This is a genomic window from Parasphingomonas caseinilytica (assembly GCF_036663755.1).
Lineage (GTDB): Bacteria > Pseudomonadota > Alphaproteobacteria > Sphingomonadales > Sphingomonadaceae > Sphingomonas.
On record NZ_JAXOJL010000003.1, the window covers coordinates 122433 to 138303 of the forward strand.

Annotated in this window: 15 protein-coding genes; 7 read left to right on the forward strand and 8 right to left on the reverse strand. The window is 64.7% G+C overall.

What is annotated here, in order from left to right; translation table 11 throughout:
• Window positions 1-2 precede the first annotated feature (2 nt).
• Window positions 3-1139, reverse strand: coding sequence for a phosphoserine transaminase (locus U1738_RS08865; RefSeq protein ID WP_332788683.1), 1137 nt, complete (start codon window positions 1137-1139; stop codon window positions 3-5).
• A 148-nt stretch (window positions 1140-1287) separates the two neighbouring features.
• On the opposite strand from U1738_RS08865, the gene U1738_RS08870 reads away from it, so the two are divergent.
• The 4 genes from U1738_RS08870 (at window position 1288) to U1738_RS08885 (ending at window position 3849) form a co-directional block, all read left to right on the forward strand.
• Entirely contained in the window at window positions 1288-1629 is a 342-nt protein-coding gene (locus U1738_RS08870) for a PadR family transcriptional regulator (protein ID WP_332788684.1), read from the forward strand.
• Window positions 1619-2200 (forward strand): HAAS signaling domain-containing protein, encoded by a 582-nt coding sequence (locus tag U1738_RS08875; RefSeq protein ID WP_332788685.1) that lies wholly within the window; start codon window positions 1619-1621, stop codon window positions 2198-2200. The genes U1738_RS08870 and U1738_RS08875 overlap by 11 nt, the downstream gene beginning before the upstream one ends.
• Window positions 2201-2224: 24 nt before the next feature.
• Entirely contained in the window at window positions 2225-2887 is a 663-nt protein-coding gene (locus tag U1738_RS08880) for an extensin family protein (protein ID WP_332788686.1), read from the forward strand.
• A 68-nt stretch (window positions 2888-2955) separates the two neighbouring features.
• Window positions 2956-3849, forward strand: coding sequence for an LOG family protein (locus U1738_RS08885; RefSeq protein ID WP_332788687.1), 894 nt, complete (start codon window positions 2956-2958; stop codon window positions 3847-3849).
• Between the two features lie 141 nt (window positions 3850-3990).
• Here U1738_RS08885 and U1738_RS08890 read toward each other — a convergent pair whose 3' ends face one another.
• On the reverse strand, window positions 3991-4680 hold the full coding sequence (locus tag U1738_RS08890) for a c-type cytochrome (RefSeq protein ID WP_332788688.1): 690 nt from the start codon (window positions 4678-4680) through the stop codon (window positions 3991-3993).
• Window positions 4681-4765: 85 nt separating this feature from the next.
• Here U1738_RS08890 and U1738_RS08895 point away from each other — a divergent pair, with 85 nt between their 5' ends.
• The gene (locus U1738_RS08895) at window positions 4766-5656 is read left to right on the forward strand and encodes a prephenate dehydratase (protein WP_332788904.1); all 891 of its coding nucleotides are present in this window, start codon (window positions 4766-4768) and stop codon (window positions 5654-5656) included.
• Here U1738_RS08895 and U1738_RS08900 read toward each other — a convergent pair.
• Window positions 5653-6816, reverse strand: coding sequence for an alpha-hydroxy-acid oxidizing protein (locus tag U1738_RS08900; RefSeq protein WP_332788689.1), 1164 nt, complete (start codon window positions 6814-6816; stop codon window positions 5653-5655). The two genes, U1738_RS08895 and U1738_RS08900, sit on opposite strands and share 4 nt — an antisense overlap.
• A 234-nt stretch (window positions 6817-7050) precedes the next feature.
• Between U1738_RS08900 and U1738_RS08905 the strand changes: the two genes are divergently transcribed.
• Window positions 7051-8349 (forward strand): dicarboxylate/amino acid:cation symporter, encoded by a 1299-nt coding sequence (locus U1738_RS08905; protein WP_332788690.1) that lies wholly within the window; start codon window positions 7051-7053, stop codon window positions 8347-8349.
• Between the two features lie 194 nt (window positions 8350-8543).
• Window positions 8544-9842, forward strand: coding sequence for a glycoside hydrolase family 130 protein (locus U1738_RS08910; protein ID WP_332788691.1), 1299 nt, complete (start codon window positions 8544-8546; stop codon window positions 9840-9842).
• Window positions 9843-9909: 67 nt separating this feature from the next.
• Here U1738_RS08910 and U1738_RS08915 read toward each other — a convergent pair whose 3' ends face one another.
• The 5 genes from U1738_RS08915 to U1738_RS08935 all read right to left on the reverse strand — a co-directional run bounded on the left by U1738_RS08915 (window position 9910) and on the right by U1738_RS08935 (window position 15833).
• Window positions 9910-10362 (reverse strand): MaoC family dehydratase, encoded by a 453-nt coding sequence (locus U1738_RS08915; protein WP_332788692.1) that lies wholly within the window; start codon window positions 10360-10362, stop codon window positions 9910-9912.
• A gap of 86 nt (window positions 10363-10448) precedes the next feature.
• On the reverse strand, window positions 10449-12386 hold the full coding sequence (locus U1738_RS08920) for an acetyl/propionyl/methylcrotonyl-CoA carboxylase subunit alpha (protein ID WP_332788693.1): 1938 nt from the start codon (window positions 12384-12386) through the stop codon (window positions 10449-10451).
• 2 nt (window positions 12387-12388) lie between these two features.
• Window positions 12389-13990, reverse strand: a complete 1602-nt coding sequence (locus tag U1738_RS08925; RefSeq protein ID WP_332788694.1) for a carboxyl transferase domain-containing protein — start codon at window positions 13988-13990, stop codon at window positions 12389-12391.
• Window positions 13987-14667, reverse strand: a complete 681-nt coding sequence (locus U1738_RS08930) for a TrmH family RNA methyltransferase (RefSeq protein ID WP_332788695.1) — start codon at window positions 14665-14667, stop codon at window positions 13987-13989. The genes U1738_RS08925 and U1738_RS08930 overlap by 4 nt, the downstream gene beginning before the upstream one ends.
• Complete coding sequence (locus U1738_RS08935) at window positions 14664-15833, reverse strand: isovaleryl-CoA dehydrogenase (protein ID WP_332788696.1); 1170 nt, start codon at window positions 15831-15833, stop codon at window positions 14664-14666. The genes U1738_RS08930 and U1738_RS08935 overlap by 4 nt, the downstream gene beginning before the upstream one ends.
• Window positions 15834-15871 lie beyond the last annotated feature (38 nt).

Genomic DNA, 15871 nt, shown 5'->3' on the forward strand with positions numbered 1-15871 from the left:
TTTTAGGAGGCGGCCTTCACGGTCGCATAGGCCCAGTCGAGCCACGGCCCGAGCGCGACCACATCGGCGGTGTCCACCGTCGCGCCGCACCAGATGCGCAAGCCGGCCGGCGCATCGCGGTAGCCGGCGATGTCGTACGCCGCATCGGCCTTTTCGAGCAAAGCGGCGAACGCCTTGATGAACGCCTCGTCCGCGCCCGCGACCGTCAGGCACACGCTGGTCTTCGAACGCGACGCCTCGTCCACCGCCAGATGGCCGAGCCAGTCGCGCTCGGCGACGATCTTGCCGAGCGCCGCCGCATTGGCGTCCGAACGCGCGATCAGCCCGTCCGCGCCGCCGACCGATTTCGCCCATTCCAGCGCGAGGATCGCATCCTCGACCGCCAGCATCGACGGGGTGTTGATCGTCTCGCCCTTGAACACGCCTTCGGTCAGCTTGCCCTTGGAGACCAGGCGGAACACCTTGGGCAACGGCCAGGCGGGGGTGTAGCTTTCGAGGCGTTCGACCGCGCGGGGGCCGAGGATCAGCACGCCGTGGCCGCCCTCGCCGCCCAGCACCTTCTGCCAGGAGAAGGTAGCGACATCGATCTTCGTCCAGTCGATGTCGTAAGCGAACACGCCCGACGTCGCGTCGGCGAAGCTCAGGCCCTCGCGATCGGCCGGGATCCAGTCGGCATTCGGCACGCGCACGCCCGACGTGGTGCCGTTCCAGGTGAACAGCACGTCGTTCGACCAATCGACCGCGCCCAGATCGGGCAGCTGGCCGTAATCGGCGCGGATGACGGTCGGGTCGATCTTGAGCTGCTTGACGGCATCCGTCACCCAGCCTTCGCCGAAGCTTTCCCAGGCGAGCGTGGTGACGGGCTTCGCGCCCAGCATCGTCCACATCGCCATTTCGAACGCGCCGGTATCGGAGCCGGGGACGATGCCGATGCGGTGCGTGTCCGGCAGGCGCAGCAGTTCGCGCATCAGATCGATCGCATATTGCAGGCGCACCTTGCCGAGCTTCGAGCGATGCGAGCGGCCGAGGACGGCGGTATCGAGTTTTTCGGGGCTCCAGCCGGGCGGCTTCGCGCACGGGCCGCTGGAAAAATAAGGACGCGCCGGTTTCGTCGCCGGAAGCGCAGATAACTCAGTCATGTAGTCTCTCCTCACAGAGAGCACGCGCGGCGTTGGGACCGCGTGGCCCGTCGCCGCCTCTAGAGATGTGGAACGGGGTGTCAATCGCCGATATCAATGCTACGCATGTACTCTTGCATAGCATGATAGCTTTCGTTAAGTGGGCCATATGGAAATCGAGGCCTGGCAATCGCAGTTGAGAAAGGGCGCAGCCGAACTGGTCGTGCTGTCGGCCCTGTCGGACGGCGAAGCGTATGGCCTGCAGATCCTGCGCCGGGCCAATGCCGGAGGCGATCTGGTCAGCGAGGGCACGCTGTATCCCTTGCTCGCGCGGCTGGAAAAAAGCGGTCGGATCTCGGCCCGCTGGTCGCCGCCCGAGCCCGGCGCGAACCCGCGCAAATATTATGCGCTGGCGCCGCAAGGCCGCGCTCTGGCCGAGGCGATGCGGCTGCGCTGGGCCGATTTCCGCAACATGGTTTCCGCCGCAGTGGAGCAAGAACATGCCGCATGACGAATCGCCGACCGAGATCGATCACTATGTCCGCAAGCTGCTCTGGGGGTTGCAGAGCCTGCCGCACGAGGACCGGCTGAGCATCGCCGCCGAAATCCATAGCCATCTGACCGATTGCGCCGCTGAAGGTCCCCAGAATCTGGACAAGGCGCGCGCGCGGCTGGGTGCGCCGCACCTCCTCGCCGCCCGTTATGTCGAGGAATATGCCCTGAGCGGCGCGCTGGCTCGCACTGCGCCCGGCCATCTGCTGCTGGCGGTGATCGATCGCGGATCGCGCAATGTCGGCGCGGCGCTGGCGGGGTTCGGCGCGGCGATGAGCTATCTGTTCGTCCTGGCCTTCGCGGTGATCGCCGTCGCCAAACCGATCATGCCACAGAATGTCGGATTGTGGAGAGAACAGGGCGGTGCCCTGACCGCCGGGCTTGTGGCGACTCGTCCGTCCGGGGCGGATGAGTTGCTCGGGCCATGGATCGTGCCATTGGCAATCGCTTCGGCGCTGGCCTGCTATCTGTTCGGCACGCAGGTGCTGCGCTCCGTCGCACGACGGCTGCTGGCAGCTATTCCGCGCTGACCCTGTTGGGCCTACGCAGAGCGGGTGAAGCGCTGCGTACTCCTGATCCTTCTATTCGTTTCCGCCTGCAGCGGCGGCAGCGATAACGATCGCCCTCCGCCCCGACCCGCCGGGTCGCGGCCGGTGACGCTGAACATTCCGACGTCCAGCGAGACGCGCGCCTGCTATGCCGATCTGTCGCGTATCGGAGTGCGATATTCGCCGCTGCCGGATCGCGATTTCGGCGGCGGGTGTCAGGTGATCGGGGCGGTGCAACTGATCGATGTCGGGCTGCCGGTGAGCGGCATCAAGGGCATGCGCTGTGGCCTTGCGCGCGCGTTCATCGGCTGGGCACGCAGCGGCGTGGCACCGGCCGCGCACCAGATTTTGGGTAGCGATGTGGTGAAGATCGAGACGATGGGCACCTATGCCTGCCGCAACACGGTAGGCACGGCCGCCGCTTATACCCGCCTGTCCGGCCATGCCACGGCCAATGCCGTGGATATCTCGGGCTTTGTGCTGGCTGACGGGCGGCGCATCACGATCCAGCAGGACTGGCGGACGACCGACCCCGCAGTGTTCGATTTCCTGCGCACGATTCGGGCCTCGGCGTGCAAGCGTTTCGGCACGGTCCTCAGCCCCGATTACAATGCGGCGCATTACAACCATCTGCATTTCGAGGACGATCGCGCGAATTTTTGCCGTTAGGATTTTCGTTGACGGGGTTATGGTGGGTTGGGCTTCAAACGCCGGGTATTTTGCTCTAGGCGCGGACGATGACCGACACAAATATCCCCTCGCGCGTTTTTCCGCGCGCTCGCCAGGATGCCGAGACCGCCAATGCCGGCGTGCACACTCCGCAGACCGAAAACCCCAGCTTCCGCCTTGCGTTTCAGGACATGGATTTCCTGCTGCGCGAGGATCTGCGCCCGGTGCGTTTCCAGCTAGAACTGCTGAAGCCCGAACTGATCCTGGAAGAGGCGAACATCGCCTCGACCTTCGTGTTCTACGGATCGGCGCGCATCCCGGAGCCGGACAAGGCGCAGGCGCTGCTGGCGTCCGTGAAGGCCAATCCGGATAGCGACGATCAGGCCGTGCGCATCGCCGAAAGCTTGGTCGCCAAGTCGAAATATTACAAGGTCGCGCGCGATCTCGCCCGCAAGGTCAGTCAGTGCCCGCTCGACGAAGCCGGCAAGCGCCAGTTCGTGGTGTGCTCGGGCGGCGGGCCGTCGATCATGGAAGCGGCGAATCGCGGCGCTGCGGACGAGGGCCAGGAGTCGATCGGCCTGAACATCGTCCTGCCGCACGAACAGGCACCCAACCCGTATGTGACGCCGCATCTGTCGATGCAGTTCCACTATTTCGCGCTGCGCAAGATGCACTTCCTGCTCCACGCGCGTGCGCTGGCGGCGTTTCCGGGCGGGTTTGGGACGTTCGACGAACTGTTCGAACTGCTGACATTGATCCAGACCGGCAAGATCAAGCCGATCCCGGTCCTGCTGTTCGGCAAGGAATTCTGGAACAAGGTTGTGAATTTTCAGGCGCTGGTCGACGAGGGCGTGGTTTCGCCGCGCGACATGAACCTGTTCACCTTCGTCGAAACTGCGGACGAAGCTTGGGCCGTGGTGCAGGACTTCTACCGCGAACCTTCGATCGGGGCGGCGGGGTAGGCAAAACCCCGTCCCGAACACACGTCATCCCAGCGAAGGCCGGGATCTCTTTGAGGCGGGCGGTACCCACGCCCCATAGATATCCCAGCCTTCGCTGGGATGACGAAAATGATATGGGCGGCTATCGCACCGCCCTGCTTATCACTTCTTCGCGTCTTCCTTCGCGCCGCGCACGGCGGCGGCCGGGTCGATCGAAGGCGCGCCAGTCGCAGGGGCGGCCTTGTTGCCGAGGTCGTCGGTCGTCGGCGCAGCCTTGCCGCCCGGATCGGCGGGCGCGCCGGCCGGGGCTGCGGCACCGGCGGCAGGCGCGGCCGGGAGCGGCAGGTTGCTGCCCATCGAATTGATATAGGCCAGCACGTTGGCGCGGTCCTGGCCGTTGCCGATGCCGGCGAAGGTCATCTTGGTGCCGGGCGCGAATTTGCGTGGCGACGTGAGCCAGGCGCTCATGGTCTCGAAATCCCACTTGCCGCCCTTGGCCTTCAGCGCGTCCGAGAAGGCGAAGCCGCCCTTGCCCTCGGCCACGCCTTCACCCAGCGTGCCGTACAGATTCGGGCCGATGCCGTTGGCGCCGCCCTGGTTGACCGTGTGGCAGGCCGCGCACTTCTTAAACACTTCCGCGCCCTTGGCCGCATCGGCACTGGCGAGCAGAGTCGCGATCGGCACTTCCGCCGCGCCGCCTGCGTCGCCGCCTTCATCCGCGGCTTCGATCGGGAAGCCGAATTTTTCGGGCTTTTCGGCGTGGAACACCAAGCCGCCGACGATCGACAGCCCCAGCGCCGCGCCGCATGCCGCCAGCACCCAGCCCGCGATCGTGTTCGTCCGATTGTCCATTTCTGCCCCAGCCTGTTCGCAAAAGTCGGTTTCCTTTAGATTCGCGTTGCCCACACCGCAAGCGGCGCTTAAGCGCGGCGGCTTCATGGAGAATTTTGCCGCCCCCGCCCGCCCGATCGTGGCGCGGATGACCGCCGCCGCCGCCGCCGATCCATCGCGTGCCGTCGCGTTTCAGGGCGCGCCCGGCGCGAACAGCCATGTGGCGGCGGTGGAAGCCTTTCCGGACGGGCTGCCTTTGCCCTGTTTCGATTTCGCCGATGCGATCGACGCGGTGCGCGACGGGCGGGCGGATTGCGCGATCATCCCGATCGAAAATTCGCTGCACGGCCGCGTCGCCGACATGCATTTCCTGCTGCCCGAATCGGGGCTGGTGATCACCGGCGAACATTTTCTCGGCATCAAGCATGCTTTGATGGGACTCGGCACGCGCGACGAGGTGCGCGAGGCGATGAGCCACCCGCAGGCGCTGGGCCAGTGCCGCCACTGGCTGCGCGAGCACGATATACAGCCGATATCCTATCCCGACACGGCGGGCGCGGCGGCGGTGGTTGCGGAAAAGGGCGATCCGGCGATCGCCGCGCTCGCACCGCCCGGCGCGGCGGCGATATATGGCCTGAACCTGCTGGCCCAGGGACTGGCGGATGCCGAGCACAATACGACGCGCTTCGTGGTGCTGGCGCGCGCGGGCCATGCGACCTTTGGCGATGGACCGTATATGACCACATTGATGTTCGAGGTGAAGAACGTGCCGGCGGCGCTCTACAAGGCGATGGGCGGCTTCGCCACGAACGGCGTCAACATGACCAAGCTGGAAAGCTATCAGCGCGGCGGCACGTTCGCGGCGACCGAATTCTTCGCCGATGTCGAGGGCAAGCCCGGCGACCCCGGTCTGGACCGCGCGCTGGAGGAATTGCGCTTCCATTCGAAATGGGTGCGCCTGCTCGGCACCTACCGGCAGGCGCGCGCGCGGGGCTAATCCAGCCGTCGCGCACCCTCGGCCCGCACTGCGGCGATCGTCGGATAGCCGTTGACCGCCATCATCAGGTCCGCCTCGGCGAGGATGCATTTCAGCACATGCGCCGCGCCCGCCGCGCCATCCAGCGCGAGGCCGTAGCTATAGGGCCGCCCGACGCCGACCGCCATCGCGCCGAGCGCCAGCGCCTTGACGACGTCGCTGCCCGATCGGATTCCCGAATCGAACAGCACCGGCACGGCCCCTGCCCCGGCGACCACCTCCGGCAGAAGATCGATCGCGGCGATGCCGCCATTGGCCTGTCGCCCGCCATGATTGGAGCAGTAGATGCCATCCGCACCGGCATCCACCGCGCGGCGCGCATCGTCGCCGTGGCAGATGCCCTTCAGCACAATCGGCAGCTTGGTCAGCGATTTCAGCCAGGGCATGTCGTCCCAGGTCAGCACCTTGCCGAACAGGCGGCTCCACAGGCCGATTGCTTCCGGCAAATTCCCCGCCACCGGCTTGCCGAGCAGGCGCTGGAACACGGGATCGCAGAAGTAATTCTCCAGCACGTGGCCGCGCAATTGCGGGAAGTTGCCGGTGTTCAGGTCGCGCGGTCGCCAGCCGGTCACCCAGGTGTCGAGCGTGACTACGATCGCCTTGTAGCCCGCAGCCTCGGCCCGGCCGACCAGACTGGCGGCGAGGTCTGGATCGCGCGGGGTGTAGAGCTGGAACAGGCCGGGTGTTTCGCCACTCGCTTTCAGCACATCCTCAAGCGAATCGTTGGCGAGGGTCGAGGCGCATAAGGGCACGCCGGTCGCGACAGCGGCTTGCGCGGCGGCGATGTCGCCGTGCCCGTCCTGCGTGCAGATGCCGGTGACGCCGATCGGGCACATGAACAGGGGCGTGGGTAGTTTCATGCCGAACAGGTCGATCGACAGATCGCGTTCGCTGGCGTCGACCATCATGCGCGGGACCATGCCCCAATGGTCGAAGGCGCTGCGATTGGCCTGCTGCGTGCGTTCGTCGCCGCAGCCACCTTGCACGTAGTTCAGCACATAAGGCGGCATCGCAGCTTCGGCGCGGGCGACGAGCGTCGCGTAATCGACCGGCACCTTCGGCAGCACGCCACTCAGGCCCGCGCCGTAGATTTCGTTCTGATAAGCGCCGTAATTGGGCATGCGTCCGCTCCATGGTCTGTTTTGACGGCAGTGTGGCAGATTGGCGGGTGAGGTCTATCGTCATCCTGAACTTGTTTCAGGATCCAGGCGCGATCGTTTGCCAAAAAGACGGTGTTCGTGAGGCGGATGATCGCGCCTGGATCCTGAAACAAGTTCAGGATGACGGTTGTATTTGGTGCACATGCCCAATCCCACGCTACAAGGCACCAAGACCGGCCTGCGAGAGGGACCAAGATGAAGATAGCGACCGACACGCCCCTCACCCCTCCGCCGCACGTGCCGTTCTACAAGATCCTCTACGTCCAGGTGATCGTGGCGATCGTCGCGGGTGCGCTGCTCGGCCATTTCGTGCCGGTCACGGGCGAGGCGATGAAGCCGCTGGGCGATTTCTTCATCAAACTGGTCAAGATGATCATCGCGCCGGTGATCTTCCTCAGCGTGGTCAGCGGCATTGCCGGAATGCGCGAGTTGAAGACGGTGGGGCGCGTCGCGGCCAAGGCGTTCGGCTACTTCCTGTTCTTTTCCACGATCGCGCTGATCGTCGGGCTCATCGTCGCCAATGTCGTGCGGCCGGGCGCGGGGATGAACATCGATCCGGCGACGCTCGATGCCGGCGCGGTCGCGACCTACAGCCATGCCGCTGCCGAGACGAGTACGATCGGGTTCGTGATGGCGATCGTGCCGACCACCATGGTCTCGGCGCTGACCGACGGATCGATCCTGCAGACGTTGTTCGTCGCGATCCTGTTCGGCATCGCGATCAGCCTGGTCGGTGAGCCTGCCGCGCCGGTGCTGGACCTGATCGAGCGGCTGTCGCTCGTCGTGTTCCGGCTGGTCGGGCTATTGATGCGCGCCGCACCGGTCGGCGCGTTCGGGGCGATCGCGTTCACGGTCGGCAAATATGGCGCTGGCAGCCTCGTCAATCTGGGCGGGCTGGTGGCGACCTTCTACCTGACCTCAATCTTCTTCGTGCTGGTGGTGCTGGGCGCGGTCGCGCGGCTGCACGGATTCTCGATCCTGAAGCTGATCGTCTATCTGAAGGCCGAATTGCTACTGGTGCTCGGCACGTCGTCGTCGGAAGCGGCGCTTCCCAATCTGATCGCCAAGCTGGAGCGGGCCGGGTGCGACAAATCGGTCGTCGGGCTGGTCGTGCCGACGGGCTATTCGTTCAATCTGGACGGCACCAACATATACATGACCCTGGCCGCTTTGTTCATCGCGCAGGCGTGCAACGTGCCCTTGTCGCTGGGTGACGAACTGGCGCTGCTCGGCGTGGCGATGCTGTCGTCGAAGGGCGCGGCGGGGGTGACGGGTGCGGGGTTCATCACGCTCGCCGCCACGCTGTCGATCGTGCCGAGCGTGCCGGTGGCGGGCATGGCGCTGATCCTGGGCGTCGACCGCTTCATGAGCGAATGCCGCAGCCTGACCAACTTCATCGGCAACGCCGTCGCCACGGTCGTCGTGGCGCGGTGGGAGAATGCGCTGGACCGGGATGCGCTGGCGGCGGCGCTTGGGGGCAAGCCGGCGGCTTGATCCAATGTAGATTCCCCTCCCTGGCAGGGAGGGGTTAGGGGTGGGTCGCTCACGAGGGAGCGTTGGCCTCTCCCCATACAAACCCACCCCCCGCCCCTCCCTGCTAGGGAGGGGAGCAGTGTAATGGACCGTTCGCCGATAACGAGCGTTCACGCGATCGAACCCTCCTCATCGCTCCCCGCAAAGGATTCTTCATGCCCGATGGCCAGCCCGTTCTCGACCATCACGACATCATCCTCCGCCCCGATCCCGCCCGCACCGTCGTCCGCCCCTTCTCGCTGGAATATCCCGAAGCGTTTCGCGTCGCGGGCAGCACGCGCACCCAGGCGATCGTCGATCGCATCCTGACGCTGAGCGAGGCGGAGCTGGAGAGTGAACTCGAATTGCTCACCCATTCGCTCGACGAACGGCATCGCGACGTCGATGACATGCTGCGCCGTCGTTACGCGGAGATCGCCAAGCAACTCTCCGGACCGGTCGATGCGTGCGATGCGCATCAGCGGCTGATCGGTGCGTATTTCAGCGAGGAATTCTCGTTCGAGGCGGCGGCTTTGTTTAATCCGAGCGCGGTGGAGATGGACGATCAATCGGACGCGAAGGATGGCGGGTTGCGCTTCGTCATGTCGTTGCGCGGGATCGGCGAGGGGCATGTCTCCTCGGTCACGTTCCGCACAGGCAATTGGGTGCCGGGCGGCGAGATCACGGTCGATCCCGCCAGCGCAACCGCGGTGCCGCCGGTCTTGGAAGGCGAGGCGGCGGACAACACGCACACGACCGTGCAACTGCATTGCGGCGGCAGCCGGGAGATATCGGAGACGGTGCTGTTCCCGGTTCTGCCCAGCCAGCGCCAGGGGATCGAGGATCTGCGGCTGGTGCGCTTCACCGACGACGACGGCACGGTGACGTATCACGGCACGTACACCGCGTTCAGCGGAGCGGCGGCGCGGCCGGAACTGCTGACCGGCATCGACTTCCGCAATTTCGAGATGCGCGCGCTGTCCGGCGATGCGGCGGGGGCAAAGGGCATGGCGCTGTTCCCGCGCCGGATCGACGGGCAATATGTCATGCTCGGGCGGCAGGACAGCGAGAGCATCTGGCTGCACCGTTCCAACGATATCCTGGTGTGGAATGGCGGCGTGAAGGTGGTTTCGCCCAAATATCCGTGGGAATTCGTCCAGATGGGCAATTGCGGATCGCCGATCGAGATCGACGAGGGCTGGCTGGTATTCACCCACGGCGTCGGCACCGTGCGCAATTATTGCATGGGCGCGTGCCTGCTCGACAAGGCCGATCCCTCGAAATTGCTCGCGCGCACGCCGCTGCCGATCCTGACGCCCAGCCCGAACGAGCGCGACGGCTATGTGCCCAACGTCGTCTATAGCTGCGGCGCGTTGATCAAGGGCCGCGAGGTGATGATCCCGTACGGCGTGGCGGACAATTTCGCGGCGTTCGCCACGACGACGGTGGAGCGGTTGCTGGCGGTGATGGAATAAACCGTCTGCCCTAAGCGTATCGAACGGTAAGCGCTTATCCTTCGATACGCTCAGGGCGAACGGTGGTTCAGGTAGGCCGCCGCAACAAAAGCGCGCTGCGCAGACACTGGCAGACGATCTGGTCACGCTGGTTGATTAACCGATGTTCGAACGTGACGATGCCTGCATTCGGCCGCGACTTGCTGTCCTTCAACCCGGCCACCTCGGTCTCGGCGCGCATCGTGTCGCCGATGAACACCGGGTTCGGGTGGACCAGCTTGTCGTAGCCCAGATTGGCGACCAGCGTGCCGAGTGTCGTATCGCCGACCGACAGGCCGACCATCAGCGCAAAGGTGAAGGTGCCGTTGACGAGGATTTGCCCGAACTCGCTGGCCTTCGCCGCCTCGACATCGAGGTGCAGTGGCTGCGGATTGTGCGTCATCGTCGAGAACAGAAGGTTGTCCGTCTCGGTGACGGTGCGGCGGATTTCGTGGGTCAGACGATCGCCGACCTGCCATTCGTCATAATAGCGGCCAGCCATATTCTAGGTCCGTTCGTTTCGAGCAAAGTCGAGAAACCAATGGTGCGCGCAGGCTTCTCGACTAAGCTCGAAGCGAACGGAAGGAGTCATTCCGCTTTCCCAATCTTCACCAGCACCGCCCCTTCCGACACCTGGCCGCCGACCACCGCATCCAGCGCGTCGACCGTCCCGTCGAACGGCGCGACCAGACTGTGCTCCATCTTCATCGCCTCCAGGGTGACAAGCTTCTGGCCCTTGGTGACGGCATCCCCAGCGGCGACCTCCACCGCGATGATCCGCCCGGGCATGGGCGACAGGATCGCGCCGTCGGCGGCGGCGCCTGCGGACATTCCCTCAGCACGAGCACGCTTGAACAGATAGCTTTCACCCATATCCGCTACCAGCACACGATCGTCCTTGATGATCGTGGAAAGCATCGCAGCCTTTTCGATTGGGCGTTCGACGACGAAGGTTTCGCCATCGCGCGTTAGAGCAATCCGCATTCTAGGCGGGGCGGCCAACCGAAATCCGGCCAGTGATCGCCATACCGATCCGACATAGGGGGCGGGCGATTCGCGGCTTTCGTACCCCCACAATTGTACCGATTCCGCATCCCCCATTTCATCGTGCAGCACCGCCATCGCCGCGCTTTCGATAACCTCGGTTGACGGTTCGCGTGAGCCGACAAGGTCGGCTTCGTGCTTCGCGATAAAACCCGTGTCGATATCGCCAGCTAGAAAATCCGCGGCGGATAGCGCCCGGGCAAGAAAAGCGGCGTTGGTCTTGACCGGCGCGACAATCGAATTGCGACATGCATTGGCCAAATTATACGCGGCGGCCTCACGAGACCGGCGATGGCTGACCAATTTGGCGATCATCGGATCGTAAAATGGCGAAATCTCACTCCCGCGGGCGACACCGGTTTCTATGCGGATGAGATGACTTTCGCCGATATCGAAGAAGTCTAGCTGGCCAGTCGATGGCAAGAAGCCGGTGGTCGGATCTTCGGCATACAGCCGCGCCTCCATCGCCCAGCCGTTGATCGCCAACTCGTCCTGCCGCTTCGGCAATGGCTCGCCGCTCGCGACGCGCAACTGCCATTCGACCAGATCCTGCCCGGTGATCTCCTCGGTCACCGGATGTTCGACCTGGAGGCGCGTGTTCATTTCCATGAACCAGATGCGGTCGGCGCGCAGGCCTTCGCTGGCGTCGGCGATGAATTCGATCGTGCCGGCACCGACATAATCGACCGCCCTCGCCGCCTTGACGGCCGCGTCGCAGATCGACGCGCGGGTCGCTTCGTCCATGCCCGGAGCGGGGGCTTCCTCGATCACCTTCTGGTGTCGGCGCTGGAGGCTGCAATCGCGTTCGAACAGGTGGACGACGTTGCCGTGTTTGTCGCCAAACACCTGCACCTCGATATGACGGGGCGAGAGGATGTATTTCTCGATCAGTACCTGCGTGTTGCCGAACGACGAGGCGGCCTCGCGCTGGCACGACACGAGCGCGTCGGCGAATTCGGCAGGGTCGTCCACGCGGCGCATGCCCTTGCCGCCGCCGCCAGCGACCGCCTTGATCAGGACGGGAAAGCCGACCTTGTCCGCTTCCGCCACGAGCCGTTCGGGCGACTGGTCCTCGCCGAGATAGCCGGGCGTGACGGGCACCCCGGCGGCGATCATGCGCTGCTTGGCGGCATCCTTCAGGCCCATCGCGCGGATGCTGTCCGGGTTGGGGCCGACCCAGATCAGGCCGGCATCGATTACCGCTTGCGCGAAATCGGCGTTTTCGGACAGGAAGCCGTAACCGGGGTGGATCGCCTCCGCCCCCGTCGCCTGCGCGGCGGCGATGATCTTGTCGCCGACGAGGTAGCTCTCGCGCGCCGGGCTGGGGCCGATATGCACCGCCGCGTGGGCCTGGCGCACGTGCAGCGCCTTGGCGTCGGCATCGGAATAGACCGCGACGGTGCGGATGCCCATCGCCCGCGCGGTGCGGATGATACGGCAGGCGATCTCGCCGCGATTGGCGATGAGGAGGGACTGGATCATCGTCACATCCGGAACACGCCGAACGCTGGGCGTTCGGGGATGGGGGCGTTCAGGGTGGCGGCGAAAGCCAGTCCCAAAACTTCGCGGGTCTGGGCGGGGTCGATGATGCCGTCGTCCCACAAGCGGGCGGTGGCGTACCAGGGGTTGCCTTCGTCCTCGTATTTCTGGCGGACGGGGGCTTTGAAGGATTCGGCCTGCTCGTTGCTCCAGCTTTCAGCGTCGCGGTGGACGGTGGCGAGAACGGACGCGGCCTGTTCACCGCCCATTACGCTGATACGAGAGTTGGGCCAGCTGAACAGGAAGCGGGGGGAGTAAGCGCGGCCGCACATGCCGTAGTTTCCGGCGCCGAAAGAGCCGCCGATCAGGACGGTGATCTTGGGCACCGTGGCGGTAGCGACGGCGGTCACCAGCTTCGCGCCGTGCTTGGCGATCCCTTCCGCTTCGTAGCGGCCGCCGACCATGAAGCCGGAGATGTTTTGCAGGAACAGCAGGGGAATGCGCCGCTGGCAGGCGAGTTCGATGAAATGCGCGCCTTTCTGGGCGGACTCGCTGAACAGCACGCCGTTATTGGCGAGGATCGCGACCGGGATGCCCCAGACGTGCGCGAAGCCGCAGACCAGCGACGTGCCGTAGAGCGCCTTGAACTCGTGGAATTCGCTGCCGTCGACCAGGCGCGCGATGATCTCGTGCACGTCGTACGGCGCGCGGACGTCGCTCGGCACCACGCCGTACAGCTCCTCGGCGTCGAACCTGGGCGGGCGTGGCTCCTTCAGATTCACGTCGCCGCCGCGTTGGGGTTGCAGCGTCGAGACGATGTCGCGGACGATGGTCAGCGCGTGTTCGTCATTCTCGGCGACGTGATCGACCACGCCGGACTTGCGCCCGTGCGTGTCCGCACCGCCCAGTTCCTCGGCGCTGATGACCTCGCCGGTCGCGGCCTTCACCAACGGCGGGCCGGCGAGGAAGATCGTCCCCTGCCCGCGCACGATGATCGTCTCGTCCGACATCGCCGGCACGTACGCGCCGCCAGCGGTGCAGCTGCCCATCACGCAGGCGATCTGCGGGATGCCCTTCGCGCTCATCTGCGCCTGATTGTAGAAGATGCGGCCGAAATGATCGCGGTCGGGGAACACTTCGGCCTGATGCGGCAGGTTCGCGCCGCCGCTGTCGACCAGATAGATGCACGGCAGCATGTTGGCCTCGGCGATCTCCTGCGCGCGGAGGTGCTTCTTGACGGTCAGCGGATAATAGGTGCCGCCTTTGACGGTCGCGTCGTTGCACAGGATCATGCACTGGCGGCCGGAGACCCGACCGATGCCGGCGATCACGCCCGCGCCGGGGACTTCATCGTCGTACAGGCCGTTGGCGGCGAGCTGGCCGATTTCGAGGAACGGGCTGCCGGGATCGAGCAGGCGTTCGACGCGGTCGCGCGGGAGCAGCTTGCCGCGCGCTGTGTGGCGTTCGCGGGATTTTTCGTTGCCGCCGAGGGACGTGCGGGCGACGTCGGCGCGCAGCGTTTCGGCGAGTGCGCGGTTATGCGCGGCGTTGGCGCGGAACTGCTCGCTGTCGGGGGAGAGGGCGGTGGTGAGAGTGGGGGCGGTCATGATTGTCGATCGAGTTTGGACGCCAAAACCGTGGGCAACGGTTCGGCACGCTGACCGCGCCGATCTCGCCACTTGAACTTGCTTTGATATTCCCGCCGCTGTTTGGCTACTTCGTACAGCACGATGCCTGAGGATGTGCCCAAATTCAGGCTCTCGATCATCCCGAACATAGGAATGCTGACGCACATCTCGCTGCGCGAAACCGCCAGTTCGCTTATGCCAACCGCTTCGCTGCCGAACCATACCGCAAGCTTCGTGTAGGCTGTAAAATCGCCTTCGTGCAGATAAATGCTCTTCTTTCCTTTCACATGCGGCGACGTGACCACGGACACGAAATTCTTTGACTCAAGGTAATCGAAGCAAGCATCGGTGCTATCAAAACGCCTGACGAAACTCCACTTCACCGCTGACACAGACGTCTTGCTCAACGACTTGCTCTCGCGCATTTCCTGCCAGTCATTGGGGAGCGATCCGCGGGAATCGACCACATAGACCTTCTCGACGCCGAGTGCGTTCACGTTGCGGATGACCGTGCCGATATTGCGAACCTCGGTCGGATTTTCGATCACTGCGATCAAGTTCTTGCACCGGAATGCCTTGATCTCGTCGGCCCGTCGACGCGCCGAACTCTTCTCGCCAAGCGACGATGACTCTTCGCTCTTTTCCTCTTCGCTCACTGCGCCACCCTCTCGCTCGCCCCGATCAATTCGCGGCCGATCAGCATGCGGCGGATCTCGTTCGTGCCGGCGCCGATATCGAGCAGCTTGGCGTCGCGGAGGAAGCGTTCGACCGGCCAATCCTTGGTATAGCCCGCACCACCCAGCGCCTGGACCGCTTCGTTCGCCACCTTCACCGCATTCTCGCTCGCCAGCAGGATCGCGCCGGCGGCGTCGAAGCGCGTCGTCTTGCCCGCGTCGCACGATTTGGCCACGGCATAGACATAGGCCCGCGCGGAATTGAGCGCGACGTACATGTCGGCGATCTTGGCCTGCATCAGCTGGAAACTGCCGATCGGCTGCCCGAACTGCTTGCGCTCGCGCACATACGGTACGACCACGTCGAGGCACGCCTGCATGATGCCGAGCTGGATGCCCGCCAGCACGGTACGCTCGTAATCCAGGCCGCTCATCAGCACGCCGACGCCGCCGTTCATCGGCCCCATGACGTTTTCGTCGGGCACCTCGCAATCGTCGAAGACCAACTCGGCGGTGGGCGATCCGCGCATGCCCATCTTGTCGATCTTCTGGCCGATCGAGAAACCGGGCATATCCTTTTCGATCAGGAAGGTGGTGATGCCGCGGCTCCCCTCCCCCGTCTTGGCGTAGACCACCAAAGTATCGGCATAGGCCGCGTTGGTGATCCAGAATTTGGTGCCGTTGAGAACGTAACCGCTATCGGTCTTGCGCGCCTGAAGCTTCATCGAGACGACGTCGGAGCCGGCCCCCGCCTCGGACATTGCCAGGCTGCCGACATGTTCGCCCGAGATCAGCTTGGGCAGGTATTTCGCCTTCTGCTCCGGGTTCGCCCAGCGCGCGATCTGGTTGACGCACAGGTTCGAATGCGCGCCGTAGCTGAGGCCGATCGAGGCCGAGGCGCGCGACACTTCCTCGCAGGCGATGACGTGTTCGAGATAGCCGAGGCCGAGGCCGCCATATTCCTCCTCGACGGTGATGCCGTGCAGGCCGAGTTCGCCCATCGCCGTCCACAGTTCGTCACGCGGGAACCAGTCCTCGGCGTCGATTGTCTTGGCGAGCGGCATGATCTTGTCGGTGGCGAAGCGCTGCGTCGTCTCGCGGATCATGTCCGCGGTCTCTCCCAGCGCGAAATCGAAATCGGGCGTCATGCTCTCTCCATCCTCTTGGGCGGGGTCTAGGCTTTGCG

What these genes read in the sequence shown, in the direction of transcription:
- U1738_RS08875 (WP_332788685.1), top strand. Translation starts at nt 1,619, where the DNA reads ATGCCGCATGACGAATCGCCGACCGAGATCGATCACTATGTCCGCAAG.
- U1738_RS08870 (WP_332788684.1), top strand. Translation starts at nt 1,288, where the DNA reads ATGGAAATCGAGGCCTGGCAATCGCAGTTGAGAAAGGGCGCAGCCGAA.
- U1738_RS08905 (WP_332788690.1), top strand. Translation starts at nt 7,051, where the DNA reads ATGAAGATAGCGACCGACACGCCCCTCACCCCTCCGCCGCACGTGCCG.
- U1738_RS08900 (WP_332788689.1), bottom strand. Translation starts at nt 6,816, where the DNA reads ATGCCCAATTACGGCGCTTATCAGAACGAAATCTACGGCGCGGGCCTG.
- U1738_RS08925 (WP_332788694.1), bottom strand. Translation starts at nt 13,990, where the DNA reads ATGACCGCCCCCACTCTCACCACCGCCCTCTCCCCCGACAGCGAGCAG.
- U1738_RS08895 (WP_332788904.1), top strand. Translation starts at nt 4,766, where the DNA reads ATGGAGAATTTTGCCGCCCCCGCCCGCCCGATCGTGGCGCGGATGACC.
- U1738_RS08890 (WP_332788688.1), bottom strand. Translation starts at nt 4,680, where the DNA reads ATGGACAATCGGACGAACACGATCGCGGGCTGGGTGCTGGCGGCATGC.
- U1738_RS08915 (WP_332788692.1), bottom strand. Translation starts at nt 10,362, where the DNA reads ATGGCTGGCCGCTATTATGACGAATGGCAGGTCGGCGATCGTCTGACC.
- U1738_RS08920 (WP_332788693.1), bottom strand. Translation starts at nt 12,386, where the DNA reads ATGATCCAGTCCCTCCTCATCGCCAATCGCGGCGAGATCGCCTGCCGT.
- U1738_RS08885 (WP_332788687.1), top strand. Translation starts at nt 2,956, where the DNA reads ATGACCGACACAAATATCCCCTCGCGCGTTTTTCCGCGCGCTCGCCAG.
- U1738_RS08865 (WP_332788683.1), bottom strand. Translation starts at nt 1,139, where the DNA reads ATGACTGAGTTATCTGCGCTTCCGGCGACGAAACCGGCGCGTCCTTAT.
- U1738_RS08910 (WP_332788691.1), top strand. Translation starts at nt 8,544, where the DNA reads ATGCCCGATGGCCAGCCCGTTCTCGACCATCACGACATCATCCTCCGC.
- U1738_RS08935 (WP_332788696.1), bottom strand. Translation starts at nt 15,833, where the DNA reads ATGACGCCCGATTTCGATTTCGCGCTGGGAGAGACCGCGGACATGATC.